Annotated in this window: 28 protein-coding genes; 17 read left to right on the top strand and 11 right to left on the bottom strand. The window is 32.3% G+C overall.

The features are described from left to right. Nucleotides 1–197: 197 nt before the first annotated feature. The 5 genes from LCI24_RS13115 to LCI24_RS13135 are packed head-to-tail and all read left to right on the top strand — an operon-like array spanning nt 198 to nt 4,197. Nucleotides 198–467 carry a hypothetical protein gene (locus LCI24_RS13115; RefSeq protein WP_274640789.1) on the top strand — a complete coding sequence of 90 codons (270 nt, stop codon included), beginning with the start codon at nt 198–200 and terminating at the stop codon, nt 465–467. A gap of 48 nt (nt 468–515) precedes the next feature. After that, the gene (gene gpmI, locus LCI24_RS13120) at nt 516–2,033 is read left to right on the top strand and encodes a 2,3-bisphosphoglycerate-independent phosphoglycerate mutase (RefSeq protein WP_274640790.1); all 1,518 of its coding nucleotides are present in this window, start codon (nt 516–518) and stop codon (nt 2,031–2,033) included. Nucleotides 2,034–2,044: 11 nt separating this feature from the next. Continuing rightward, nucleotides 2,045–2,575: a thioredoxin family protein gene (locus tag LCI24_RS13125; RefSeq protein WP_274640791.1), complete on the top strand. Its 531-nt coding sequence runs from the start codon at nt 2,045–2,047 to the stop codon at nt 2,573–2,575. A 29-nt stretch (nt 2,576–2,604) separates the two neighbouring features. After that, the gene (map, locus tag LCI24_RS13130; protein ID WP_274640792.1) at nt 2,605–3,423 is read left to right on the top strand and encodes a type I methionyl aminopeptidase; all 819 of its coding nucleotides are present in this window, start codon (nt 2,605–2,607) and stop codon (nt 3,421–3,423) included. A gap of 3 nt (nt 3,424–3,426) precedes the next feature. After that, nucleotides 3,427–4,197, top strand: a complete 771-nt coding sequence (locus tag LCI24_RS13135; protein ID WP_274640793.1) for a class I SAM-dependent methyltransferase — start codon at nt 3,427–3,429, stop codon at nt 4,195–4,197. Here LCI24_RS13135 and LCI24_RS13140 read toward each other — a convergent pair. Then, the gene (locus LCI24_RS13140; protein WP_274640794.1) at nt 4,194–5,165 is read right to left on the bottom strand and encodes an FAD:protein FMN transferase; all 972 of its coding nucleotides are present in this window, start codon (nt 5,163–5,165) and stop codon (nt 4,194–4,196) included. The two genes, LCI24_RS13135 and LCI24_RS13140, sit on opposite strands and share 4 nt — an antisense overlap. A 130-nt stretch (nt 5,166–5,295) precedes the next feature. Here LCI24_RS13140 and LCI24_RS13145 point away from each other — a divergent pair, with 130 nt between their 5' ends. From LCI24_RS13145 to LCI24_RS13195, 11 genes are all read left to right on the top strand, one after another. After that, complete coding sequence (locus LCI24_RS13145; RefSeq protein ID WP_274640795.1) at nt 5,296–6,144, top strand: OmpA/MotB family protein; 849 nt, start codon at nt 5,296–5,298, stop codon at nt 6,142–6,144. A 188-nt stretch (nt 6,145–6,332) separates the two neighbouring features. Further along, the gene (gene rplM / locus LCI24_RS13150) at nt 6,333–6,788 is read left to right on the top strand and encodes a 50S ribosomal protein L13 (RefSeq protein WP_274640796.1); all 456 of its coding nucleotides are present in this window, start codon (nt 6,333–6,335) and stop codon (nt 6,786–6,788) included. A gap of 2 nt (nt 6,789–6,790) precedes the next feature. Beyond that, nucleotides 6,791–7,177 (top strand): 30S ribosomal protein S9, encoded by a 387-nt coding sequence (rpsI, locus tag LCI24_RS13155; protein ID WP_028892298.1) that lies wholly within the window; start codon nt 6,791–6,793, stop codon nt 7,175–7,177. A 142-nt stretch (nt 7,178–7,319) separates the two neighbouring features. After that, entirely contained in the window at nt 7,320–8,066 is a 747-nt protein-coding gene (gene rpsB / locus LCI24_RS13160; RefSeq protein WP_274640797.1) for a 30S ribosomal protein S2, read from the top strand. Between the two features lie 91 nt (nt 8,067–8,157). After that, nucleotides 8,158–9,126 carry a translation elongation factor Ts gene (gene tsf / locus LCI24_RS13165; RefSeq protein ID WP_274640798.1) on the top strand — a complete coding sequence of 323 codons (969 nt, stop codon included), beginning with the start codon at nt 8,158–8,160 and terminating at the stop codon, nt 9,124–9,126. A 110-nt stretch (nt 9,127–9,236) separates the two neighbouring features. Beyond that, nucleotides 9,237–9,947: a UMP kinase gene (gene pyrH, locus LCI24_RS13170; protein ID WP_125065931.1), complete on the top strand. Its 711-nt coding sequence runs from the start codon at nt 9,237–9,239 to the stop codon at nt 9,945–9,947. Between the two features lie 48 nt (nt 9,948–9,995). Then, nucleotides 9,996–10,550 (top strand): ribosome recycling factor, encoded by a 555-nt coding sequence (gene frr, locus LCI24_RS13175; protein ID WP_274640799.1) that lies wholly within the window; start codon nt 9,996–9,998, stop codon nt 10,548–10,550. 96 nt (nt 10,551–10,646) lie between these two features. After that, nucleotides 10,647–13,010: an efflux RND transporter permease subunit gene (locus LCI24_RS13180; protein ID WP_274640800.1), complete on the top strand. Its 2,364-nt coding sequence runs from the start codon at nt 10,647–10,649 to the stop codon at nt 13,008–13,010. 152 nt (nt 13,011–13,162) lie between these two features. After that, the gene (gene asnS / locus LCI24_RS13185) at nt 13,163–14,596 is read left to right on the top strand and encodes an asparagine--tRNA ligase (protein ID WP_274640801.1); all 1,434 of its coding nucleotides are present in this window, start codon (nt 13,163–13,165) and stop codon (nt 14,594–14,596) included. Nucleotides 14,597–14,679: 83 nt separating this feature from the next. Beyond that, complete coding sequence (gene rpoN / locus LCI24_RS13190; RefSeq protein WP_274640802.1) at nt 14,680–16,143, top strand: RNA polymerase factor sigma-54; 1,464 nt, start codon at nt 14,680–14,682, stop codon at nt 16,141–16,143. Then, nucleotides 16,143–16,742: a hypothetical protein gene (locus LCI24_RS13195; protein ID WP_274640803.1), complete on the top strand. Its 600-nt coding sequence runs from the start codon at nt 16,143–16,145 to the stop codon at nt 16,740–16,742. Before rpoN ends, LCI24_RS13195 begins: the two co-directional genes overlap by 1 nt. Here the strand turns inward: LCI24_RS13195 and LCI24_RS13200 are convergent. From LCI24_RS13200 to LCI24_RS13225, 6 genes are all read right to left on the bottom strand, one after another. Next, nucleotides 16,737–17,405: a porin family protein gene (locus LCI24_RS13200; RefSeq protein ID WP_274640804.1), complete on the bottom strand. Its 669-nt coding sequence runs from the start codon at nt 17,403–17,405 to the stop codon at nt 16,737–16,739. The genes LCI24_RS13195 and LCI24_RS13200 overlap by 6 nt on opposite strands. Before the next feature lie 86 nt (nt 17,406–17,491). Beyond that, nucleotides 17,492–17,962 carry an ExbD/TolR family protein gene (locus LCI24_RS13205; protein ID WP_099215733.1) on the bottom strand — a complete coding sequence of 157 codons (471 nt, stop codon included), beginning with the start codon at nt 17,960–17,962 and terminating at the stop codon, nt 17,492–17,494. A gap of 17 nt (nt 17,963–17,979) precedes the next feature. After that, entirely contained in the window at nt 17,980–18,606 is a 627-nt protein-coding gene (locus LCI24_RS13210; protein ID WP_274640805.1) for an ExbD/TolR family protein, read from the bottom strand. 6 nt (nt 18,607–18,612) lie between these two features. Beyond that, entirely contained in the window at nt 18,613–19,050 is a 438-nt protein-coding gene (locus LCI24_RS13215) for a hypothetical protein (RefSeq protein WP_099215732.1), read from the bottom strand. 9 nt (nt 19,051–19,059) lie between these two features. Next, nucleotides 19,060–19,773: a MotA/TolQ/ExbB proton channel family protein gene (locus tag LCI24_RS13220; RefSeq protein WP_121146257.1), complete on the bottom strand. Its 714-nt coding sequence runs from the start codon at nt 19,771–19,773 to the stop codon at nt 19,060–19,062. 252 nt (nt 19,774–20,025) lie between these two features. Then, entirely contained in the window at nt 20,026–21,057 is a 1,032-nt protein-coding gene (locus tag LCI24_RS13225) for an asparaginase (RefSeq protein ID WP_274640806.1), read from the bottom strand. A 94-nt stretch (nt 21,058–21,151) separates the two neighbouring features. On the opposite strand from LCI24_RS13225, the gene LCI24_RS13230 reads away from it, so the two are divergent. Further along, on the top strand, nt 21,152–21,850 hold the full coding sequence (locus tag LCI24_RS13230) for a zinc metallopeptidase (protein WP_099215729.1): 699 nt from the start codon (nt 21,152–21,154) through the stop codon (nt 21,848–21,850). Nucleotides 21,851–21,961: 111 nt separating this feature from the next. Here LCI24_RS13230 and lepA read toward each other — a convergent pair whose 3' ends face one another. From lepA to LCI24_RS13250, 4 genes are all read right to left on the bottom strand, one after another. Continuing rightward, the gene (gene lepA, locus LCI24_RS13235; protein ID WP_274640807.1) at nt 21,962–23,758 is read right to left on the bottom strand and encodes a translation elongation factor 4; all 1,797 of its coding nucleotides are present in this window, start codon (nt 23,756–23,758) and stop codon (nt 21,962–21,964) included. A 176-nt stretch (nt 23,759–23,934) separates the two neighbouring features. Then, nucleotides 23,935–24,132 carry a hypothetical protein gene (locus LCI24_RS13240; RefSeq protein WP_099215724.1) on the bottom strand — a complete coding sequence of 66 codons (198 nt, stop codon included), beginning with the start codon at nt 24,130–24,132 and terminating at the stop codon, nt 23,935–23,937. A 10-nt stretch (nt 24,133–24,142) separates the two neighbouring features. Continuing rightward, a complete protein-coding gene (locus LCI24_RS13245; protein ID WP_274640808.1) occupies nt 24,143–25,534 on the bottom strand; it encodes a radical SAM protein in 1,392 nt (463 codons plus the stop codon). Next, on the bottom strand, nt 25,515–26,267 hold the full coding sequence (locus LCI24_RS13250; RefSeq protein WP_274640809.1) for a prolipoprotein diacylglyceryl transferase: 753 nt from the start codon (nt 26,265–26,267) through the stop codon (nt 25,515–25,517). Before LCI24_RS13250 ends, LCI24_RS13245 begins: the two co-directional genes overlap by 20 nt. Between the last annotated feature and the right edge of the window lie 29 nt (nt 26,268–26,296).

Raw genomic sequence — 26,296 nt, forward strand, 5'->3', positions numbered from 1 at the left:
TACATTAAAAAAATTAGGTCAACTTACCAATGAAAATAATTACACTATAACGGATAAAAAAGCCTCTCAAAAACAACTTAATGAAATAAGAAAAAAAGTAAAGAAAGAAAACCAGAAAGCTTTACTTAAAAAAATATTGTTTTTCACTCTTTTTCTTATTTTTTTAATTTACTTTATATACTTTTAAAAAATTTGCTATGAGTTTTGGTGGAGCGGTATCTGCAATGATAACCAGTTTAAAAAACAATAAAAGAAAAAGAGTTAGTGCTTTTGATAAACTAGAACGATTTCAAAAAGAAAACAGTGATAAATTATATTTTGATAGGTGTGCTAACAAAAAGGAACTTGATAAAATACGCCTACAAACCTTAAAGAAAAATAAAACTCAATACATTAAAAATAGCATTGGCATCCTCATAATCTTCTCTATACTAATATACATTGCTTTTGTTTTTGTGAATTCCTAAAATATTCCCCAAAAATCTTTCTTACTTTTGCAGTGCAACACACAACAAATGAACAAGAAAGTAATTTTAATGATTTTGGATGGATGGGGAATTACCCAAGATCCAAAAGTATCGGCCATATACAACGCTAAAACCCCATTTATAAATTCGTTATACGATAAATTCCCACATGCACAGTTAAGAACTGATGGCGAACATGTTGGTTTACCTGTAGGACAAATGGGAAATTCTGAAGTTGGGCATATGAATTTAGGTGCTGGTAGAATTGTATATCAAAACTTAGCTAAAATCAACAAGGCTGTAAAAGATGGAACTTTAGCACAAGAAAAGGAACTTCTAAACGCTTTTGAATATGCAAAGGCCAACAATAAAAATGTTCATTTTTTAGGATTGGTTTCCAATGGAGGAATTCACTCTCATATTGACCATCTAAAAGGGTTGCTGTCTGCAGCTAACAATGTTGGTTTAGATAATGTTTATCTACATGCTTTTACTGACGGACGTGATTGCGATCCAAAATCAGGGAAATACTTTATCAACGACATTCAAGAACATATGCAAGAAACTACGGGTGAATTAGCTACAATCACTGGTCGTTACTATGCTATGGATCGTGATAATCGTTGGGAACGTGTACAGCTTGCTTACGATGCTTTAGTGAATGGAGAAGGCTCTTTTTCTTCGGATGCTTCAACTAGCATTCAACAAAGTTATGATTCTGATGTTACTGACGAATTCATCAAGCCTATAATTATGGTTGATAAAAATAACCAACCAAAAACTACAATTATAGAAGACGACGTTATTATTTTCTTTAATTTTAGAACCGACAGAGGACGTCAGTTAACAGAAGCTTTAAGTCAAAAAGATTTCCCTGAGTTCAACATGAAGAAGTTACCTTTGTATTTTGTTACTATGACAAATTATGATGACACGTTTAACAATATTCATGTTATTTACGACGGAAAAAACATTGAAAACACCTTGGGTGAAGTATTAGAATCAGCAGGGAAAAGTCAAATAAGAATTGCTGAAACAGAAAAATATCCACACGTAACTTTCTTTTTCTCAGGCGGAAGAGAAGAAGAGTTTAAAGGTGAAAAACGTTTACTATGTCCGTCACCAAAAGTAGCTACTTATGATTTAAAACCTGAGATGAGTGCTTATGAGATACGAGATGCTATTGTTCCTGAACTACAAAGCGGTGATGTTGATTTTGTGTGTTTAAACTTTGCAAATGGTGATATGGTAGGACATACTGGTGTATTTGAAGCTGCTGTTAAAGCCTGTGAAGCGGTTGATGATTGTGTAAAAGATGTAATTACCACAGCACTAGATAACGACTACACTACTATTTTAATTGCAGATCACGGAAACTGTGAAACAATGATTAACCCAGACGGAACACCACATACAGCCCATACTACCAACCCAGTTCCTATGATTTTAATTGACAAGGAGTTAAAATCAATAAAAAGTGGTATTTTAGGCGATGTTGCTCCAACTATTTTAAAACTGATGGGCGTTGAGCAACCTGAAGAAATGACACAACATTCGCTTATTTAAAAATAAATTTTATGAAAAAAATCGTATACTTTTTTGTAACCTTACTTATTGTTTCTTGTGCATCGACACCTAAGAACCTAGCAATCAAAAACGAAAACGGAAATTTAGTTGGTATCGCTACTAAAAAAGACTTTCAGCAAGAACCATATGGGAGTGATTGGTTCAACGATTTTTATTCTTATTACGAAACAGACAAGGGTACCGTAGAAAAACTAAAACCATACTTAAAAGACATAAAAATAAAAGGATTTATGGGAACTTGGTGTGGAGATAGTAAAAGAGAAATCCCTAACTTTTATAAAATATTAGACGAAGCCGAATTCGATTATAAAAACCTTGAATTAGTTACAGTAAACCGTCAGAAAAAAGCCAATGGTTTAGAAGAAGGTTTCAATATAATTCGAGTTCCAACCTTCATTTTTTATAAAAACGGAAAAGAAGTTGGTCGTTTTGTTGAACACGCTATTGAAGATAGCTCTGTTGAAGAAGATTTCTTCAAAATACTATCTGGTCAAGAATACAAACATCCATATCAAAAATAACTGTAAATTTGCGCCTCAATATTTTTACCATGATTAAACCAAAAACTAGAGAAGAAATTGAATTAATGCGCGAAAGTGCTTTAGTAGTATCAAAAACTTTAGGTATGCTTGCCAAAGAAGTAAAACCCGGGGTTACTACATTGTATCTTGATAAACTTGCCGAAGACTTTATTCGTGAGCAAGGTGCCATTCCTGGTTTTTTAGGCTTGTATGATTTCCCTAACACTCTTTGCATGAGTCCAAACTCACAAGTAGTTCACGGAATTCCAAATAACACACCTTTACAAGAAGGTGATATCATTTCTATTGATTGTGGTGCTATAAAAAATGATTTTTATGGAGATCATGCCTATACGTTTGCTGTAGGTGAAATTGCTCCTGAAACTCAAAAGCTACTTGACGTTACTAAAGAGAGTTTATATGTAGGTATTCGTGAATTTAAAGTAGGAAATCGTGTTGGAGATGTAGGATTTGCTATTCAAAACTTCACTGAAAAGCATGGCTATGGTATTGTTCGTGAATTAGTAGGTCACGGATTAGGACGTAAAATGCACGAAGATCCTGAAATGCCTAACTATGGACGCAGAGGACGAGGTAAAAAATTTATTGAAGGTATGGTAGTTGCCATTGAGCCTATGACAAACTTAGGAACACAAAAAATTCGCCAACACAGTGACGGATGGACCATCACTACTTTAGACAACAAACCTTCTGCCCACTTTGAGCACGATGTAGCTATTATTGATGGTAAACCTGAGTTATTATCTACCTTTAAGTATATATACGATGCGTTAGGTATTGAAAGTAATGAGGAAGACGAATTCAGACAACAACCATTAGTCTTATAATTTGTGTCTTTATTTAAAGTAATACTAAATACAATTCCAAGACCAATATTAATTAAAGCTAGCTATTGGGCTCGCCCAATTATAGCTTGGTGGTTAAAAGGAGATAATTTTACGGACCCTATCGATGGAAAATCGTTTCGTAAACTTTTACCTTATGGATATGGAAAACAACGTCCGAACGCACTTTCCCCTTCTACATTGTCGCTTGAAAGACATCGTTTAATGTGGTTGTTCTTGCAACAAGAAAGCAACTTTTTCTCTTCTGAGAAAAAACTAAAAGTATTACATATTGCTCCAGAGCAATGTTTTTTAGACCTTTTTAGAAAACAATCGAACCTAGAGTACACTACTTCTGACTTAGAATCACCTATTGCAGATGTAAAAGCAGATATTTGTGACCTTCCTTTTGAAAACAATTCTTTTGATGTAGTATTTTGTAATCATGTATTAGAACATATTCCTGACGACACGAAAGCAATGCAAGAATTGTATCGTGTAATGAAAACTGGTGGGTTTGGTATTTTTCAAATTCCTCAAGATTTATCTAGAGAAGTTACTTTTGAAGACAATTCGATTACAGACCCCAAAGAGCGTGCAGAAATATTTGGCCAGTATGATCATGTTCGCGTATACGGTCGTGATTATTTTAACAAACTACGTTCTATAGGTTTTACAGTTGATGAAATAGACTATACAAAAAAAATCGCCCCAGAAAAACTAGAACGATTTGCTTTAATGAAAGGCGAAATTTTACCTGTATGTTATAAAAATTAATTAGCATACTCTGCTAACTCATTTGCTTCATTATGATATAGTAACACCACCTTTAACTCTGGGTGTTCTTCTAAAAATACTTTTGTTTTCTCTAGACCCATTGCTAAAAAAGCAGTAGCATAAGCATCTACATCAGCGCAATCTCCTTTTAAACGAACTGATACGCTTAACAAGTTACTTTCCTCTGCCAATCCTGTCTTTGCATTTACGGTATGTACTATTTTTTTTCCTTCAGCATTTACCTTGTATTTTCTATAATTTCCAGAAGTTGCCATTGACTCGTTATCCAATTCAATTACTTTTTGAATAGAGCGTGTTCCGTCAACATTTGGTTTCTCAATGGCTACTTTCCATAATTTTCCATCTTTTGTCCCTCTAGCTCTAATCTCACCTCCTATTTCTACTAAATAATCATGAATATTTTTCGATTCTAAAAATCTACCTACTACATCCACTCCATAACCTTTAGCAAAAGCGTTTACATTAAACTCTATATCTGAGCTTTCTCTATGAACTTTTCTATCCTTTAAAGAAACTTTATCAAACCCCACATGTTCCATTAAGGCTGAAATTTCCTCGGTAGTTAGATTCTTTTTTTCCTTACCTGACCCAAATCCATATGCATCAATCAATCTTCCTATAGTTGGATCAAAATACCCATCAGTTTCATTATAAATTCTTTTAGCTTTTTCAAACACTTCAACAAACATATCATCAACAACTATTGTAGTATCTCCTTGATTAATTTTTGATATATCAGAAGTGGGCATATACGTTGACAATGATTTGTTTACCAAAACAAACAGACTATCAATAGGTTTTTGATAGTCTTCACTACTCACATAAGTAATATGGTAAGTCGTTCCAAAAACAGTTCCTTGAAGCTTCGTTATATTTTGTTTTTTTTCTTCTTTACAAGCTATTACTAACAATAATAAAACCAATAAAAGCGTTATCCTTTTAATCATCTTTAAAAATTTAGTCACAAAAATAATGCTTTCACACTTCATAAAAGATTGTTAATTCTCTTTTTTGTGTCTTCATTTTTATAAATTTGCTTAACTATTAATAAATACATCTAAAAAAAATCAGAATAAAATGAGAAAAATATTTTTATTCCTTACTGCTTCAATTTTACTAGCATCATGTGCTTCAACGAAAGAGTTAGAAGCTATTAAAGCTAAACATGAACAAACGAAAGAAGAGTTATTAGCTGTAAAAGCTAACTTAACAAAATGTTTAGTTGAAAAAGAAAATTGTGAAGACAAAGCATTTTCTTTAGAGTCTAGAGTAACAGAATTAAAGAAAGATAAAGAAAATACTTTACAACAAGTTGAGAATTTAACTGTATTAACTCAAGGTGCTAATGACAACATTAAAGAAACACTAGCTCAATTAAGTAAAAAAGATAAATACATCAACAAAATTAGAGAAGCTGCTTCTAAGAAAGATTCTTTAAACTTAGTAGTTGCATTCCACTTAAAAAGAGAATTACAAGACGGTATTGATGATGAAGACATCGAAGTTAACGTTGAAAAAACAGTAGTATTTATTTCAATCTCTGACAAGTTATTATTTAAAAGCGGAAGTTACACTATTAACGACAAAGCTTCTAAGGTATTAGAAAAAGTTGCAACTGTAGTTAACGGACAACCTCAAATGGATGTAATGGTTGAAGGACATACAGACAACACTCCTGTTTCAGCTGGATCAGCATTGAAGGATAACTGGGGCTTAAGTGTTTTACGTTCTACCGCTATTGTTCGTGAGTTACAAGGAAAATATAATGTAGCTCCTGAAAGGTTAATCGCAGCTGGTAGAAGTAGCTATGTTCCTTTAGTAGAAAACAACAGTCCTGCTAACAAAGCTAAAAACAGACGTACAAAAATCATTATTTTACCAAGACTAAATCAATTCTTTGATTTATTAGATCAAAAAGTAGAATAGTTTTTAAACATATAGATTAAAAAGCGTGCCATGTGCACGCTTTTTTTATACGTCTTGCTTAGCTAAAATAAATAGTAAAAAAATTAAACTAACACGCTATTTGTCAATCAAATAATTAATCGTACATTTGCAGACCTTTTTAAAGGATAAAATTAAATTATTAATAAACAAAAACTAATCGTGTAATTATGAACACATTAAGTTACAAAACAGTATCAGCTAATAAAGCTACCGTAAACAAAGAGTGGGTTTTAGTTGATGCGGACGGGCAAACATTGGGTCGTCTAGCTTCTAAAGTTGCAAAACTTATTAGAGGTAAGTACAAGCCAAATTATACTCCTCACGTAGATTGTGGAGACAACGTTGTTATTATCAACGCTGAAAAAATCAACCTAACTGGTAAAAAGTGGACAGATAAGTCTTACATCCGTCACACAGGTTACCCAGGAGGACAAAGATCATTAACTGCTACAGAAATGTTCGAAAAAGATCCTACAAGATTAATCGAAAAGGCAGTAAAAGGTATGTTACCTAAAAACCGTTTAGGTAGCGCGTTATTCAAAAATTTATATGTTTACGCAGGTACAGAGCATGGTCAAGAAGCTCAAAAACCTAAAACTATTAACCTTAACGATCTTAAATAATTATGGAAACTGTACACAAAATAGGTAGAAGAAAAACAGCTGTTGCTCGTGTTTATGTTTCTCAAGGAAGTGGAAACATCACTATCAACAAAAGAGAGTTTAAAAACTATTTCACTACTCCAACTTTACAATACAAAGTTCAACAACCTTTAATGTTAACTGAAAACTTAGAGGCTTACGACATTAAAGTAAACGTATATGGTGGTGGTGTTACTGGTCAAGCTGAAGCTATTCGTTTAGCAATTACTAGAGCATTAGTATCAATTAACGAAGAAAACAAAGCTGTATTAAAACCAGAAGGATTATTAACTCGTGATCCAAGAATGGTTGAACGTAAGAAATTCGGTCAGAAAAAAGCACGTAAGAAATTCCAGTTCTCTAAACGTTAATATTTTACTGAACTTGTTTCAGTATTTAAATGTTTCGAGACTGTTATTTATAAATCAATTTTTAACAGTTTAGTATCTAAATATTTCAGACTTAATAACTACTGAAATATTGCGAAAACAGAACGTAAACACATTTATTAAAATGGCAAACATTCAAGAATTATTAGAAAGTGGTGTTCACTTTGGACACTTAACTAGAAAGTGGAACCCTAACATGGCTCCATACATTTATACAGAGCGTAATGGTGTTCACATCATCGATTTGTACAAAACTTCAGCTAAAATTGACGAAGCTTCTGCTGCGTTACAAAAAATAGCTAACTCAGGACGTAAAATCTTATTCGTTGCTACTAAAAAGCAAGCTAAAGATATCGTTGCTGAAAAAGCTAAAGCTGTAAACATGCCTTACATTACTGAGCGTTGGCCAGGTGGTATGTTAACAAACTTCGTTACTATTCGTAAAGCCGTTAAGAAAATGACTGCTATTGATAGAATGAAGACTGATGGTTCTTTTGATGCATTATCTAAAAGAGAAAAATTACAAATTACTCGTCAACGTGAAAAATTAGAAAAGAACTTAGGTTCAATTTCTGATATGACTCGTTTACCAGGAGCTTTATTTGTAATTGATGTAAAGAAAGAACACATTGCTGTTGCTGAAGCACAAAAATTAAACATTCCAATCTTTGCAATGGTTGATACAAACTCTGATCCAAGACCAATCGATTTTGTAATTCCTGCAAATGATGATGCTTCTAAATCTATCGATAAAGTATTATCGTATGTAACTGATGCAATTGCTGAAGGCTTAACTGAAAGAAAAGCTGACAAAGAAAAAGCTAAAGCTGAAAAAGCAGCTGACGCTCCAGCAAAAGAAGAAGCAAAATAATTTTTAATTTAAAGGTTTCATTACATTGAAACCTTTAAATTTTTACAACTTTGTACAACAATATATTTACAACTAAAAAATAACGATAGAAATGTCAGTAAAAATTAGCGCTGCAGACGTAAAGAAATTAAGAGAAACTACCGGAGCTGGTATGATGGATTGTAAAAAAGCATTAGTAGAAGCTGAAGGTGATTTTGATAAAGCTATTGAAATTTTACGTAAAAAAGGACAAAAGATTGCTGCTAAAAGAGCGGATCGTGAGTCTACTGAAGGTGTAGCAATCACTAAAATTAGCGATGACAACACATATGGTGTTGCTATCGTATTAGCATGTGAAACAGATTTCGTAGCTAAAAACGATTCATTCAAAGCTTTAGCGCAAGAATTTGTTGACATCGCTTTTAACCACAAAACAAAAGAGGAGTTTTTAGCTGCTGATTTTGGTGGTGTAACTGTTGCTGAAAAATTAATCGAGCAAACAGGAGTTATCGGTGAAAAAATCGATATCACTGCTTTCGAAAGAATTGAAGCACCATACGTAGGAGCTTACACTCACGTTGGAAAAATTGCTGCAATGGTAGGTTTAACTGCTGTTGTAGATAACGCTGCTGAGTTAACTAAAGACTTAGCTATGCAAGCTGCTTCAATGGGAGCAACTTCTTTATCTTACAAAGATTTTGATCCTGCTTATGTAGCTTCTGAAACTGAAGCTAGAATTGCTGCGATTAAAAAGGACAACGAAGAATTAGTACGTTTAGGTAAAACTTTAAAGAACGTTCCTCAATTTGTTTCTCGTTTACAATTAACTGATGAAGCTTTAGCGAAAGCTGAAGAAGAAGCTAAAGAGCAATTAAAAGCTGAAGGTAAACCAGAACAAATCTGGGACAAAATCTTACCAGGTAAAATGGAAAGATTTATCTCTGACAATACAACTTTAGATCAAGAACAATGTTTATTAGATCAAAAGTTTATTAAAGACGAAAAGAAAACTGTTGCAGAATATGTTTCTACTTACGGTGACGTTGAAGTTAAAAACTTCGTAAGAGTTACTTTAGGATAATTCTCAACAACAATTTTATATTAAACCATCCAATTTTGGATGGTTTTTTTTTATGTCTTAAAATTAGAATAAAAAAAATATGTAGCTTTGCACAACTTTCAACAAAACAAATGCAATACAAAAGAATTCTTTTAAAATTAAGTGGTGAGGCACTGATGGGTGAACGTCAATATGGTATTGACCCAAACAGACTTAAAGAGTATGCCCAAGAGATAAAACAAGTTATAGATAAAGGAGTAGAAGTAGCCATTGTTATTGGTGGTGGAAATATTTTTAGAGGAGTTGCTGGTGCTAGTCAAGGTATGGACCGTGTACAGGGTGACCATATGGGAATGTTAGCTACTTGTATTAATGGATTAGCCTTACAAAGTGCCTTAGAAGATCAAGGAATTCACACACGGTTACAAACTGCTATTGAAATTAAAGAAATTGCAGAACCTTATATAAAACGTCGAGCTAATCGTCACTTAGAAAAAGGACGTGTAGTAATTTTTGGTGGAGGAACAGGAAATCCGTATTTTACAACCGATACAGCAGCTGTTTTAAGAGCTATTGAAATTAACGCTGATGCTATTTTAAAAGGTACACGTGTTGATGGTATTTATACGGCAGACCCAGAAAAAGATAAAGATGCTGTTAAGTACGAAAACATTACCTTTAAAGACGTTATTGAAAAAGGTCTGAAAGTAATGGACATGACAGCTTTTACATTAAGTGAAGAAAACAAATTACCAATTATTGTTTTTGATATGAACAAGCAAGGAAATCTTTTAAAGCTTGTTTCTGGAGAAAACATTGGAACAATAGTTGATAACGAATAAACCGAAAAGTTACCCTCAACCTATTTGAGGTTTTTAAATACGAACAAAATGAACGAAGAGATTGATTTTATTTTAGATTCGACTAAAGAGGCAATGGACAAAGCTATTAGCCACTTAGAAAAAGAGTTAGTAGGAATTAGAGCCGGTAGAGCAACTCCTGCTATGCTAAGCACAATTATGGTTGATTACTACGGTTCTCAAACACCATTATCGCAAGTAGCAAACGTAAATACTCCTGATGCTAGAACTATATCTGTTCAACCATGGGAAAAAAATATGTTACAAGAGATCGAAAAAGCTATTATGCTTGCAAATATCGGTTTCAACCCTATGAATAATGGAGAAAACATTATAATTAATGTGCCTCCGTTAACTGAAGAGCGTCGTAAAGGCTTAGCTAAACAAGCAAAAGCAGAAGCTGAACATGCAAAAGTTGGAATTCGTAATGCTCGTAAAGATGCTAACAATGAAATTAAAAAAGTTGATATATCTGACGATATGAAGAAAAATTCTGAAGCTGAAGTTCAGAAATTAACTGATGATTATGTGAAAATAATCGACGAAAAGTATGCCATTAAAGAAAAAGAAATTATGACTGTATAATTTCTTTTAAGAAATAGTTAAAAAAGAGCGTCATATGACGCTCTTTTTTTCGTTTAATTCATTCATTTAGCATAACTTTGCTGAAATTTTTTTTGGATGACTTTTTGGACTAAAATCGCAGGGTTCTTATTGCGAAATCGTTACTTAGTTTTAATTACTATTGCTATAATTACAGGACTTTTAGTCACTCAGATGAAATATATGCGCTTCTCCTATACAGAAGCCAACTTACTTCCTACCGATCATGAGGTAAACATTGAATACAACAAATTCTTAGAAATTTTTGGAGAAGAAGGTAATCTCATCATTTTAGGCGTAAAAGATTCTACAATATTTACACCTGCTAAATTTAATGCATGGAATAAACTTGTTAAAGATTTAGACAGCTTACCACAAGTAGATTTTACTGTTTCTGTTGCTGATGTTCAGCAATTAAAGGCCGATAGAAAAGAAAGAAAATTTGTCGTTGAGCCACTGTTTGAAGAAGCTCCATCTACTGATGAAGAAATTAAAAACATAAAGAAGCAACTTTTTGAGAAACTTCCTTTTTATAACAACTTATTATACAATGATAAAGGTACTTTACAAACAGCCATTTATTTAAATAAGGATATTGTAAACACTCCTATTCGTAAAGATTTTGTTTTTGATGTTTTAATACCAACTATAAAATCTTTTGAAAAAGACAATAAAATAGATGTTCGTGTTTCTGGTATGCCTTACATAAGAACTCTAAATTCTCAGAACATTACTGATGAAATGGGAATTTTTGTTATTGGTGCATTATTAATAACAGCTATTATCTTTTTCTTCTTTTTTCGTTCGTTTAGAGCTACATTTATTACGCTACTCGTAGTAAGTATTGGAGTAACTTGGGCTTTTGGTTTCATGGGATTATTCCGTTATGAAATTACTGTGTTATCAGCGTTAATTCCACCTTTAATTATCGTAATTGGTGTACCGAATGCAGTTTTCTTAATAAACAAGTATCAACAAGAAGTAAAAAAACACGGAAATCAAGCAAAATCATTACAACGTGTAATTTCTAAAGTTGGAAATGCTACATTAATGACCAACATTACTACTGCTTCAGGTTTTGCAACTTTTATATTTGTTAAAAGCAGGCTAATGCGTGAGTTTGGTGTTTTAGCATCTGTAAATATCATTAGTATTTTTATTCTAGCATTATTAATCATTCCGATTATATACAGTTTTATGCCACTACCGGAAAAAAAGCATTTAAACCATCTAGAGAAAAAATGGATGGGTAATGTTGTTTCTTGGATGGAACGTATGGTAAAAAAACAACGAATTGCTATTTACATTACTACAGTTTCAATAATCATTTTTAGTATGATTGGCCTATACATGATTCGTGTATCAGGAAGCTTGATTGAAGATATGCCTAAAGGAAAGCAGTTTTATAAGGATATTAAGTTCTTTGAATATGAATTTGGAGGAATTATGCCTTTAGAAATTTTAATTGACACTAAGAGAGAAAAAGGTGTAATGAAGCTTTCTACATTAAAAAAGATGGAAAAGCTTAATGAAACTATTGAAACTTTTCCTGAATTATCAAAACCTATATCTGTTACAAATCTTGTAAAATACTCTAAGCAAGCCTACTATAACGGAAATCCTAAGTATTATCAACTACCAACAAGTCAAGAGAAGAGTTATATTTTCTCATATACTAAAAACTCTGATAGTAACTCTGGTATGCTGAAGAACTTTGTAGATAGCACAGGACGTTACGCTCGCATAACTACGTTTATGAAGGATATTGGTACCGATAAAATGGACATTATCCAGGATCGATTACAGGCTGTAATTAACAAGCAATTTCCAGGTGAAAAATTTGACGTTTCATTAACAGGTAAAGCATTAGTATTTTTAAAAGGAACTAACTATTTAATTAAAAACTTGGTTATATCTCTATCGTTAGCGATTATATTAATCTCAATATTTATGGCATGGATGTTCCGTTCGCCACAAATGATATTAATCTCACTAATACCTAATATGCTTCCACTACTAATTACAGGTGGGTTAATGGGATTCTTTGATATCCCTATAAAACCTTCAACTATTTTGGTGTTTAGTATAGCCTTTGGTATTTCGGTAGACGACACTATTCACTTCTTAGCAAAATATAGACAAGAATTGCTAGCAAATAACTGGAAAATAAAACCCGCTGTATACTCAGCTTTAAGAGAAACAGGAGTTAGTATGTTCTATACTTCAATAGTCCTTTTCTTTGGCTTTTTAGTCTTTACAGTTTCTAGCTTTGGTGGTACTATTGCATTGGGAGGTTTAGTTTCTATTACATTATTGTTAGCCATGGTTTCAAACTTACTATTGTTACCTTCTCTCCTACTTTCTTTCGAGAAAAAGATAGCAAACAAAAAAGTTTTAAAGGAAACTAAATTCAAAATATTACCTCCAAAAGAAGATAAATAAGACTAGTATTAGGAGAATTATACTTAGTTTACAAATGCTTGCTTTTCTATTAAATTTAGTGAGTAAAAGTTAACTCTTTATTCTTGTGTCTCTTTATTGCTAATTAACAGCAAAAAAGTATCTTTGCTTGATTTTATTGAAGATATAAAGACATGAAAAGAAGTAGCGTTAAAGATTTATTACAATCTGACAAATTTTTACAAGAAGTACACGTAAAAGGATGGGTAAGAACTTTTAGAAGCAATCGTTTTATTGCTCTAAATGATGGTTCTACTATAAATAATATTCAGTGTGTTGTAGATTTTGAAAATACCGACGAAACTTTATTAAAAAGAATAAATACTGGCGCTGCAGTTAGTATCCAAGGTACTTTGGTAGAAAGCCAAGGTAAAGGTCAAACAGTAGAAGTTCAAGTAAAAAATTTAGAAATTTTAGGAGATTCAAATCCTGATGAATATCCAATTCAGCCTAAAAAACATAGTTTAGAGTTTTTACGTGAAAATGCACATTTACGTGTAAGAACTAACACTTTTAGTGCTGTAATGCGCTTACGTTCTGCATTATCATTTGCAGTACATCAGTACTTCCAACAAAACGGATTTTACTATGTAAATACTCCTATTATTACTGGTTCTGATGCTGAAGGTGCTGGTGAAATGTTTAAAGTAACTCAATTTGAAGCAAACAAAGCTCCTGTAAATGAAGAAGGTGAAATAGACTACTCTAAAGATTTCTTTGGAAAAGAAACTAACTTAACGGTTTCTGGTCAATTAGAAGGTGAAACCTATGCGATGGCATTAGGTAAAATATATACTTTCGGGCCTACTTTTAGAGCTGAGAATTCAAATACAACACGTCACTTAGCAGAATTCTGGATGATTGAGCCAGAAGTAGCGTTTAATGATTTAGATGCTAATATGGATTTATCTGAAGACTTTATTAAGTACGTATTACAATATGTGCTAGATAACTGTAAAGATGATTTAGCTTTCTTAGATAATCGTTTAGCACAAGAGGAAAAAACAAAGCCTCAAGCACAACGTAGTGAAATGGGCTTAATTGAAAAATTACGATTTGTTGTAGACAACAACTTTAAGCGTGTAAGCTATACAGAGGCTATTGACATTTTAAGAAACTCTAAGCCTAACAAAAAGAAAAAATTTCAATTCCCTGTTAACGAATGGGGGGTTGATTTACAATCTGAACACGAACGCTATTTAGTAGAAAAGCACTTTAAGTGTCCTGTAATTTTATTTGATTATCCAGCAAATATAAAAGCGTTTTACATGCGTTTGAATGAAGATGGTAAAACAGTTCGTGCAATGGATGTTTTATTCCCTGGAATAGGTGAAATGGTAGGAGGTTCAGAAAGAGAAGAACGTTTAGATGTTTTAAAAGAAAAAATGGCTGAACTAAATATTCCTGAAGAAGAGTTATGGTGGTATTTAGATACTCGTAAGTTTGGTACCGCAGTACATTCTGGTTTTGGTTTAGGTTTTGAACGTTTAGTTTTATTTGCAACAGGAATGAGCAATATTCGTGATGTTATTCCTTTTCCAAGAACACCACAAAACGCTGAGTTTTAAAAAAATCATAAAACTTATAAATATCAATCGTCATTCCTTTACGAATGACGATTTTTTTTGTCCTATTTCATATCTTTGTATATATGCTAAAACAAAGTTTACATCAAAAATTACTTCAAAAATTATCTCCACAACAAATACAGTTGATGAAGTTAATTCAGTTGCCTACACAAGCTTTTGAAGAACGTTTGAAACAAGAAATTGAAGAAAACCCCGCATTAGATACTGGTAAAGACGAGCCCGAAAATTTTGAGGATAGTTTGGCCAATGATGTTGATTATGACGATTCGGGTAATGAAAAAATAGATGCTGAAGATATAAACATTGATGAGTATTTAAGCGATGATGAATACCCTAGTTATAAAACACAAACCAACAACTATTCTTCAGACGATGATGATAAACAAATTCCTTATGCAGCAGGTACTAGCTTTCATCAATCATTAAAAAATCAATTAAACACTTTTAGAATCGATGAAGAAGAACGTGCTATTGCTGAGTTTTTAGTGGGTAGTATCGATGATAGCGGATATATTCGTAGAGATATTATTGATTTAGTTGATGACCTAGCCTTTACTCAAAATGTTTTTACTACTGAAGAAAAAGTACAAGATGTTTTGGTAAATGTTGTTCAAAAGTTAGACCCTACTGGTGTTGGTGCTTTAAACTTGAAAGAATGTTTAATTATTCAATTAAAAGCTAAATCTGAGAATGAAAGTAGAGCATTAGCTATAAGAGTTTTAGAAGAAGCTTTTGATCATTTTGTTAAAAAACACTACAAGAAACTTTTAGAAAAATTCAGTATTTCTGAAGAACAATTAAAAGATGTTATTAGCGAAATAAGCAAACTAAACCCAAAACCAGGAAGTTCATACGCTGGAAATAATAAAATTGCAGAGCAAATAGTTCCTGATTTTTCAATAAAAATTATTGATGGCAACTTAGATTTAACTTTAAATGCTCGTAATGCTCCAGAATTACATGTTTCTAGAGAATATAATAACATGCTAAAAGGGTATCAAGACTCTAAAGAGAAAACTAAATCTCAAAAAGACGCTGTACTCTTTATAAAGCAAAAGTTAGATGCTGCAAAATGGTTTATTGATGCTATAAAACAACGTCAACAGACACTTTTAGTAACCATGAATGCGATTATGCATCGTCAAGAAGAATATTTTTTAACAGGAGATGAGCGTAAGCTTAAGCCTATGATCTTAAAAGATATTGCCGATGAAATTAGCATGGATGTATCAACAGTTTCTCGTGTTGCTAGTAGCAAATATGTTTCTACACCTTATGGTACAAAATTGATTAAGGAATTCTTTTCTGAATCGATGAAAAATGACCAGGGAGAAGATGTATCAACTAGAGAAATTAAGAAAATATTAGAAACTGTAATTAAAGAGGAAGACAAACGAAAACCTCTTACTGACGAAAAATTATCTAAAATTTTAAAAGAAAAGGGGTATCCTATTGCAAGAAGGACTGTTGCAAAATACCGTGAACAATTAGACATTCCTGTCGCAAGATTACGTAAAGAGATTTAATGCGTTGGCATAAATTCATATCAACTATTCTTCACCCTATTGTAATGCCTACTATTGGGATTATTCTGTATTTCCTACTTTCACCAATAAATTTAAACAAACAGCAGCAATACACAATATTAGCAATAGTTTTTGTTGCTACATATTTTATACCAATGCTTCTACTTGTTTTCTTAAAGTCTATTGGCTATATAAAGTCTTTTCGAGTACACAGCATCAACGAACGAAAGTTCCCTATTTTTTTTATGATGACTTTATTTTTGATTTTAGGAAAAATGTTTGCTAGCATGGGTATTGTAAAAGACATTAGCTACCTGTTTTACGGAACTGTATTTGGTTTAGGCTTTATTTACTTGCTATTTCCTTTTAAAATTAAAGGAAGCCTTCATTTATTATCCATGGGTGTTGCAGTTGGATATTTCTTATTGTTTCAACAAATACAAGCTGTTTATATACTCCATATAATTATATCGTTTATTTTCTTGTCTGGTCTTCTAGCAAGCTCAAGGCTGCATTTAAAAGCTCATACTGTTAGAGAAGTGTATCTTGGTTTTTTTATTGGCTTAATAGCTCCTTTTATGGCTTATTATGTGTTATAGAAGATAAAAACTTAAACCAAGTTTAACTATTTTACTATTTATTGGCTTTCCATTCAAGCTAACATCTTTAAACATTGGTGATAAACCGTAATATACATGAAAATTAAATGTACCGTAACCTGCGGATAAAGTTAAACCCGTTTGCCATTTGTTATATTTCTCAGCATTTGAAAAACTAACCTGACCTGTTGGAGAATCATATCTAAAGCTATTACTTATATTATAAGAGACTTTAAAACCTGCATAAAAACGCCAAAATGAGTATGTATTTGCATCTGAAGATCGCCATCTAAATTGGATAGGAACCTCTAAATTGTGTAGCTTTATTTTATTAGATGTAATATCAGGGTCAGTTTCATACTCTTTTACATTTCCATCTAATACTTTTAATTCATGACTGAATGAGTCATAGTTATACCCTAATCCAATGGCAATAGCTGTTTTACCTTTTCTATTTAAAGGAATGTCTTTCATATAACCTAACGCCAACCCGTATGAAAACCCCGTTCTGCCAAGTTCTTCGGGTTGATCTTGTAATAAGTTGTATGTAATATCAATATACAGTTGATCTTCCCAATATTTGTCACCCAACTGTAAAGAATCTTTCTGACTAAAAATATTTAAAGACAGAAAAAAAACAAAAAAACTTAAAATGTACTTCATAGATAATTATCTAACGATAAATATACCTTTTTTGTATAAAAAAAGAGCAATCATTAGATTGCTCTTTTTATTTTATTTAAAAGTAATTACTTCTTAATAACATCTCCTTTATGCGTAGATAAACTTAATTTAAGAGCGTTAACATCTCTTAACTTTTCACGAATATCGGCTAAAGTACCTACACTCGATTCTCTATCTGCTTTTATAGAAGTTGTCATAAAAGGTACTTCTGCTTCAGAAACATTATCTCTTTCAAGATATATAAACGAAGGTACTTCATCTGGAGTAGCTATTTTGTCGTTTAATTGTATTCTGTTATATCCTGTACCATACTTTGGGTCTTTAGCTTTACCAACATAAATTGTACTCACTAAACTTTTACGTTCAAGCTTTTTTACTTCACTTGCACTTGGTAAACGAGGTGAATCAATTTGTAAATCTGTTTCTCTCATGGTAGTAGTTACCATGAAGAAGAATAATAACATAAAAACAATATCTGGTAAAGATGCCGTAGATACTGCTGGCAATCCTTTTTTCTTCTTTTTAAATTTAGACATACTCTATTGTTTTACTATTATTGAACATTTGTTGGGTCTGTATCAGAAATAATTTGAGGGTAACTCGCCTTGATATCTTCAACTTTCTTTCTTAATGACTCATCTTTTCTTGCACTGTCTTTAAAAGCTTGTTCTAACTCAGTAAAGCTCATACCATATTTTTCTTGGCATAATCTGTTACGTAATTCAGTGTAAGCTCTTAACAACTCATTTTGTACAGCTACATACGTACCATACTCAGTACCTCTATCACTCTCAACAGAGATTACTGCTTTAGTTGGATGATCTGATGATTCAGGATCTTTATCACCTTTACAGTAATTACAAGTAGTTCCTACTTCCATTCCTGGCATTGGGTTACCAATACCACCACCGTTATCAATAAATTTAATAGCAGCATCTTTTAAGTCTTTCAACTCCATCGCCTGATCTTCAACTAAAAGTTGATTATTTCGGTTGATGCTAACTTGAAAAATATTTTTTTCTTTAATAATTGGTGGCTTTACATCAGTTTTTTCAGCTAACTTTTTAGGGATACCTGAATCAACATCCATTGTAGTTGTTACAAGGAAAAAGATAAGTAGCAAGAAGGCAATATCTGCCATCGAACCTGCATTAATTTCTGGGTTTTCTCTTCTTGCCATATTAACTTACGATTTAACGATTCCTTTTAATAAATCCCAAACAAAGAATGCACCAGCAATTCCTCCTAGGATAATACTGTATGTAATTCCTGTTCCTACCCATTTAGATGTACTTCCTTGAGCTGCTAATTCTCCTCCATCTGCTCCAATTACTTGTGCATCTGAAGATAAGAAATAAGATACAGCAAAAAGAACTGCTAATGCTAAAACACCTAATAATACCTTTTTTAATGCTGCAGGGTTTTTAAACATCCCCCACATTGAGGCTGCAACTGCTGTTACTACCACTCCAATCAACAACCAGTAAGAATAAGTTACTAAAGGAGAAACAGCACTTGATACTGCTTCTACATCTTCTTTATCTATTCTTGCTACATTTAAGAACAATGCAGCACCGATTAGTGAAATTGCAGCTACTAGTAATGTTAATATTTTACTATTCATATTGATTGATTATTTTTTATACTTAGCTAATAAATCGATTAAAGAGATAGATGCGTCTTCCATGTTGTTAACGATACTATCAATCTTCGAAATAATGTAGTTATAGAAAATTTGTAAAATAATCGCTACGATAAGACCAAATACTGTTGTTAATAATGCAATTTTAATACCACCTGCTACTACTGCTGGAGAGATATCGTTTGCTACAGCAATTCTATCGAATGCATCAATCATACCAATTACAGTTCCCATGAATCCTAACATTGGTGCTAATGCGATAAATAAAGATAACCAAGAAACGTTTTTCTCTAATAATCCCATTTGTACTCCACCATATCCTACTACAGCTTTTTCAGCAGCATCTAATCCTTCATCAGCTCTTTCTAAACCTTGGTAAAAAATAGAGGCAACAGGACCTTTTGTATTTCTACAAACTTCTTTAGCAGCTTCTACACCACCTGAACTTAATGCTTCGTCAACGCTAGCTACTAATTTTTTAGTATTAGTTGTAGCCATGTTTAAATAAATAATTCTTTCAATTGCAATAGCTAAACCTAAAATTAAGGCTACCAATACAATTCCCATAAACTTAGGGTCTCCTTCAATAAAACGTTGCTTTAACTCTTGGTGAAAAGTTTTCTCAGCTTCTTGAGCATAAGTTGATTGAATAGCTCCTAAAAACATAAATCCTGTAATAGTTAGGATATTTACTACTTTTTTCATTTTGTTATAATTAATTTTAAATAGTTAACGGGTTAAAAATACAAATTTTACCATGAAAAACTTAATTTTTTATAAATAAGTGATTCTTTACTTGTACTTATTACGCTTTTAATTTTACAGAGTGGCAAGTAACAAAAAAATGTTGGTACATTAAAAAAAATCTATAGGATTTCTATTAACCACACCTTTTTTAACTCTTTTCTATAGTATTTCAAGCAGTTACAAACACAAAATTAACGATTTATTTACAAACTACGCCATTTCTCCTCTTAGTGGTGTTTGAAAATAATTCGTAAATTCTTCTTTTGAAAGCTTTTCTCCTAACAAATACATCATTTTAGCAATGGCTGTTTCTGTTGTAATATCCTTACCATCAACAATACCAATACGTTTTAATTCTGAACTTGTTTCATAATGTCCTAAAATTACACTTCCTCCTTTACATTGAGTTACATTGACAATGTAAATTCCTTTGCTTACCGATTCCTCTAATAAATCAACAAACCATTTTTCGGTTGGTGCATTTCCTGATCCGTAAGTTTCTAAAATAATACCTTTTAAATCTGGAATATTCATAAAACTTCTCACTACAGACTCTGTAATACCGGGAAATAACTTTAAAATAGCTACGTGATTATCAAGGTTCTTTCTTACTACTAAATCACTTTGATTTTCTTTAGGTTTAAGTAATAATGGATAATTAAAGTTTAAATGCACTCCGCTTTCTGCTAGAGGTGGATAATTCATAGAAGCAAACGCTTCAAATTGTTCAGCATTTATTTTTGTAGTTCTATTAGCTCTGTATAGTTTATACTCAAAATACAACCCTACTTCCTGAATAACAGGCTTTCCATTTTCATAGGCTGATGCAACTTGTATAGATGTAATTAAATTTTCTTTAGCATCTGTTCGTAAATCTCCAATAGGTAATTGTGATCCCGTAAAAATCACAGGTTTTTGTAAATTTTCAAACATAAAGCTTATTGCTGACGACGTATACGACATGGTGTCTGAGCCTGTTAGCACTACAAATCCATCAAACTTGTCATAATTATCAGAAATTATTTCTGCTATTTGTATATAATAAGCTACACTCATATTAGAAGAATCAATAGGTTCTTCAAACGATATCGTATTGATTTCACAATTAAGCTGCTGTAATTCTGGGATTTTACTTGATATTTGACTAAAATCAAACGCTTTTAATGCACCAGTATTATAGTCCTTTACCATACCAATAGTTCCACCTGTGTAAACTATTAAAATTTTAGGTTGATTTGCCATTTTGACATTTTTTTATACCGTTAATAATTTGGAATAATTTATGTTGTAAATTTAACCAACAAAAATGACACAAAATTTTAAAACTATATAGATTATGATAGGATTTTATATTCTAATTGGTATTATATCTCTTTTCAGTTGGTTAGTGAGTAATACGTTAAAAAGCAAGTTTAAAAAATACTCTCAAGTTCATTTACGAAACGGAATGAGTGGTGCCGAAATTGCTCAAAAAATGCTAGTTGACCATGGAATTTCTGATGTACAAGTAATTTCTACACCAGGTAGGTTAACAGATCATTATAATCCACAAAACAAAACTGTAAACTTAAGTGAAGCTGTATACAACCAACGAAATGCTGCCGCAGCTGCTGTTGCTGCACACGAGGTTGGGCATGCAGTGCAACATGCTAGAGCTTATCAATACTTACAAATGCGTTCTAAACTGGTACCAATGGTAAGCATTACCTCACGCTTTTCTCAATGGATGGTAATTGGTGGTATCGCTTTTGGTGCTGCTTCTGGTAGTACGGGTATTGGTTTTTATATAGCACTAGCTGGTTTAGCTTTTATGGCTTTAGGTACTATTTTCAGCTTTATAACCTTACCTGTTGAATATGATGCAAGTAATAGAGCCTTAGCTTGGTTAGAGAATAAAAACATGGTTACTCGTGAAGAATTAGCTGGATCTAAAGACGCTTTAAAATGGGCGGCAAGAACATATTTAGTAGCTGCTCTAGGTTCTTTAGCTATGTTATTATATTGGGCTTTACAAGTTTTAGGAAATAGAGATTAATTTTCAGTGTATTATAAACAGCTTGAAAATGTAACAACAATTAAAAACCCATTTCGATAAAATCAAAATGGGTTTTTATTATTCTCTTTTCTACGATCTTTACTCTAAAGACTAGTCATTCAGCTTCAATACTGCCATAAACGCTTGCTGTGGAATTTCTACGTTTCCTACTTGACGCATACGTTTCTTACCTTTTTTCTGCTTTTCTAATAATTTACGTTTACGAGAAATATCTCCTCCGTAACATTTAGCCGTAACATCCTTACGTAAAGCTTTTACCGTTTCACGAGCAATAATTTTTGCTCCAATTGCTGCTTGAATAGGAATATCAAATTGTTGTCTTGGAATCAGTTCTTTTAACTTCTCACAGATACGTTTTCCTATTGAATACGCATTACTATCATGTAATAAAGCTGAAAGTGCATCAACAATTTGTCCGTTAAGTAACATATCTACACGAACTAATTTCGATTTTTGCATTCCTATTGGATGGTAGTCAAACGATGCATAACCTTTAGACACCGTTTTTAATCTATCATAAAAATCAAAAACGATTTCCGCCAATGGCATATCAAAAATTAATTCAACTCGCTCTGGAGTTAAATAGGTTTGATTTACAATCTGTCCTCTTTTTTCAATACAAAGTGACATTACTTGTCCTACAAAATCAGCCTTGGTAATAATTGAAGCTTTTATAAATGGTTCTTCTACTCTATCTAATTTTGATGGATCTGGTAAATCTGATGGGTTATTTACGACAATAACTTCCTCTGGATTTTTCTTCGTGAATGCATGGTAGCTTACGTTAGGAACCGTAGTAATTACCGTCATATTGAACTCACGCTCTAAACGCTCTTGAATAATTTCCATGTGTAACATTCCTAAGAACCCACATCGGAAACCAAAACCAAGTGCTGCTGAACTTTCTGGTTGAAATACCAATGAAGCATCATTTAACTGGAGTTTTTCCATCGAAGCACGAAGCTCTTCATAATCTTCAGTATCTACTGGATAAATTCCAGCGAATACCATTGGTTTCACATCCTCAAACCCTTCAATTCTATCTGTAGTTGGATTTGCAAAATCTGTAATAGTATCACCTACTTTTACTTCTTTTGCTGCTTTAATTCCTGTTATTAAATACCCAACATCACCTGTTTTTATTTCGTTTTTTACAACTTGACTTAATTTCAAAGTTCCTACCTCATCTGCTCCATACTGTCTACCAGTAGCCATAAACTTTATTTGTTGATTCTTTTTTATAGAACCATCAATTACTCTAAAGTAAGTTTCAATTCCTCTGTATGAATTGTATACTGAATCAAAAATCAATGCTTTTAAAGGCGCGTCAGGATTTCCACTAGGCGCAGGAATTTTTTCAATAATCGCTTTTAAAATATTATCTACTCCAAAACCTGTTTTTCCACTTGCGTGAATTACATCTTCAGGTTCACATCCTAGTAAATCTACAATATCATCTGTTACTTCTTCAGGATTAGCTGAAGGTAGATCTACTTTATTTAATACTGGAATAATTTCCAAGTCATTTTCTAACGCTAAATACAGGTTAGAAATAGTTTGTGCTTGGATACTTTGTGCCGCATCTACAATTAATAATGCTCCTTCACATGCTGCAATAGAACGAGAAACCTCATAAGAAAAGTCTACGTGACCTGGAGTGTCAATTAGGTTTAGTATATAATCTTCACCTTCATAAACATAATCCATTTGAATGGCGTGTGACTTAATGGTAATTCCACGCTCACGTTCTAAATCCATGTTATCAAGTAACTGATTTTGTTTTTCACGCTCAGTAACTGACCCCGTATAGTCTAACAATCTATCTGCAAGGGTACTTTTACCATGGTCAATATGTGCAATAATGCAAAAATTTCTAATGTTCTTCATCAATATAAAGTTTCTCAAGCCATTTCTAGATATGCAACATAAACTTTTGTTTACTCAATATCTATCATGGATTCATTCGTCGTAATTCTAACTACTTGTAATTTGCAAAGATACTTTATTTGCAGGCTACTACAAACAAAATAAATAGCGAAAATTAAACATCATTTTTAACTTATTTAACTAAGTATACCACCACATATACCTAATCCGATTATCAGATATAAAACTGCTAGTATGTAAAATATTTTTGAGGCTGTTTTACTTTTTTTTCTAATAGCTGCTCCAATAACAGCTAGTAACACAGGTGGACCAAACATAATTAAACCTATAATTACGAATAAGCCTGAAAGGTCGCCTACTTCTAAAAATACCATATCCTTTTTCTTATATTTCTTGTCTTAACTCTTCTAAATATTCTCTTTTGTCATCTCTATAAAATAGATTCATAGTTTCAAAAGGAATAATTTTATTGTCTTTGTCTACTATGTGTACACATGATTTTTTTACTGCTCGTACATCAAAATTATAAGCATCAATAAATTGCATGATTATAACTCTAAATAAATTGTCATATCCTAACTCTGGCGCATCAATATTTGGTAAACAACACATTATTGATTTTAAATTTTCTTCTGCTACTTCAACAGAATTCCCTGTACTAAAAAGCTCTATCATTTTTCCATGCAAAGCTTCATCTTGCTCGTAAATAATCGTGTTTTTACTATTATCTAATAAGTCATTTGGATTAATATAGCGTGTTAACGGAAACACTTCCCCTCCCAACTTAAGAGCATACCCCATTACCAAAGCATCAGGGTTACAAGGTACTGGTATTAAATCATCAGTATTGAAAACATCAGTTTGTTCCATGATTTTTCTTCTGACTTCTGTAAGCGTCATTCTATCTGTTTCTGGATTAAAACTTTCTAATCTTCCCGCTATTTGTGTTGGTTGGAAAGTAACACCACGAACACATTTTTGTTGTAAAGCATAATCAATTACTTTACCTATTTCATGGTCATTTAGTCCTTTTTGAAGAGTAACTACCAAGGTTGTTGATAAATTTAACTTATTCAAGTTTTCGAGCGCTTGTTTACGAATTTCATTCAAATCTGCTCCTCTCAACTCTCTCAATACACTATCTTCAAAAGAATCGAACTGTAAGTATACTTCAAAATCTGGCGTATACGTTTTCAATCGTTCAGCTAAAGCAAGATCCTTGGCTATTTTTATTCCGTTTGTATTTAACATTAAATGCCTTATTGGAAGTGATTTTGCGTAATCTAAAATTTCCCAAAACTGTGGATGTATCGTTGGTTCTCCCCCACTAATTTGTACTACATCTGGTTCTTTCTCATTTTTCACTACGGCATCTAACATCGCTTTTACTTCTTCTAAAGTTCGATGGCGTCCGTAGGTGGGCGATGAGCCAGCATAACAGGTAGGACAAGTTAAATTACACCTATCCGTAACCTCAACAACAGTTAAACATGAGTGTTGTTCATGATCTGGACATAAACCGCAATCGTAAGGACATCCATAATCTGTTTTTGTGTTAAACGTATAAGGCATCTCACTAGGTTTGTTGTAATTTCTGATATTTTTATAATACTCAATATCATCAGCTATTAACACTTTTGAATTTCCATGTTCTCTACAGCGTTTAAGCATATAAACCTTGTCATCTTCAAATACAATTTTAGCATCTACTCTTTTTAAACATTCAGGGCACAAGCTCAATGTAAAATCATAGTAGTTATATTTTCTTTCTGGCATTTTTTATTTTTAGAATTATAAATTTTGTGTAATATACATAACAAACTATACATAGCATTTGAATAGTACTTAACCCTAACACAAAAAAGGTATTGGGTTTTAAAAATTCTATACAAAAGCGAAAACCAAAATAAGCCAACATAAAAAACTTAAAAAGTTCTCCTGATTGTAAAATATATTTCCTTTGTAGTTGCTTTAAACTGATGAACAACGTGATTAAAAACACTAATTCATACAATGCAATTGAATGCCTTAACACTCCATCCCCTAAATCCATACCTAAAAAAGAAGTAGTTTCTATTCCATAGGTAAACTCATTAACCCCTGAAAGAAAACACCCTATTCTCCCTATAAAAATTCCAGCAATTATAGGAAACACAAACAAATCACCAGATGATTTTGTTTCTCCTATTATTTTTTTTGCTAACTCCACCCCTATTAAACCGCCAAATAAGCCTCCCATAATAGTTTTTACATTTAATAATTGAATGATGTTTCTTGCTGAAAAAGTTACTAAAGGGTTTTCTAACACTCCAACTAATCGAGAACCTATGAAAGCTCCTATAGCAGCTCCTAAAATAATTGACAATCTGTTATTAGAAGAAATATAATCTTTCCTTTTCTTACGTAAGAAAACATAATAACGAAAAGCTAAAAAGAATGCTAAATATTCAAGAACAAGATGAATATTAACCGTGTAACCGAACAAAATGGGCTCAAAAGGCAGTTTCAATAAAAAAGTTTGTGAGTTAAAAGGCGAAA

The sequence above is a fragment of the Tenacibaculum larymnensis genome (assembly GCF_028829235.1).
Taxonomy (GTDB): domain Bacteria; phylum Bacteroidota; class Bacteroidia; order Flavobacteriales; family Flavobacteriaceae; genus Polaribacter; species Polaribacter larymnensis.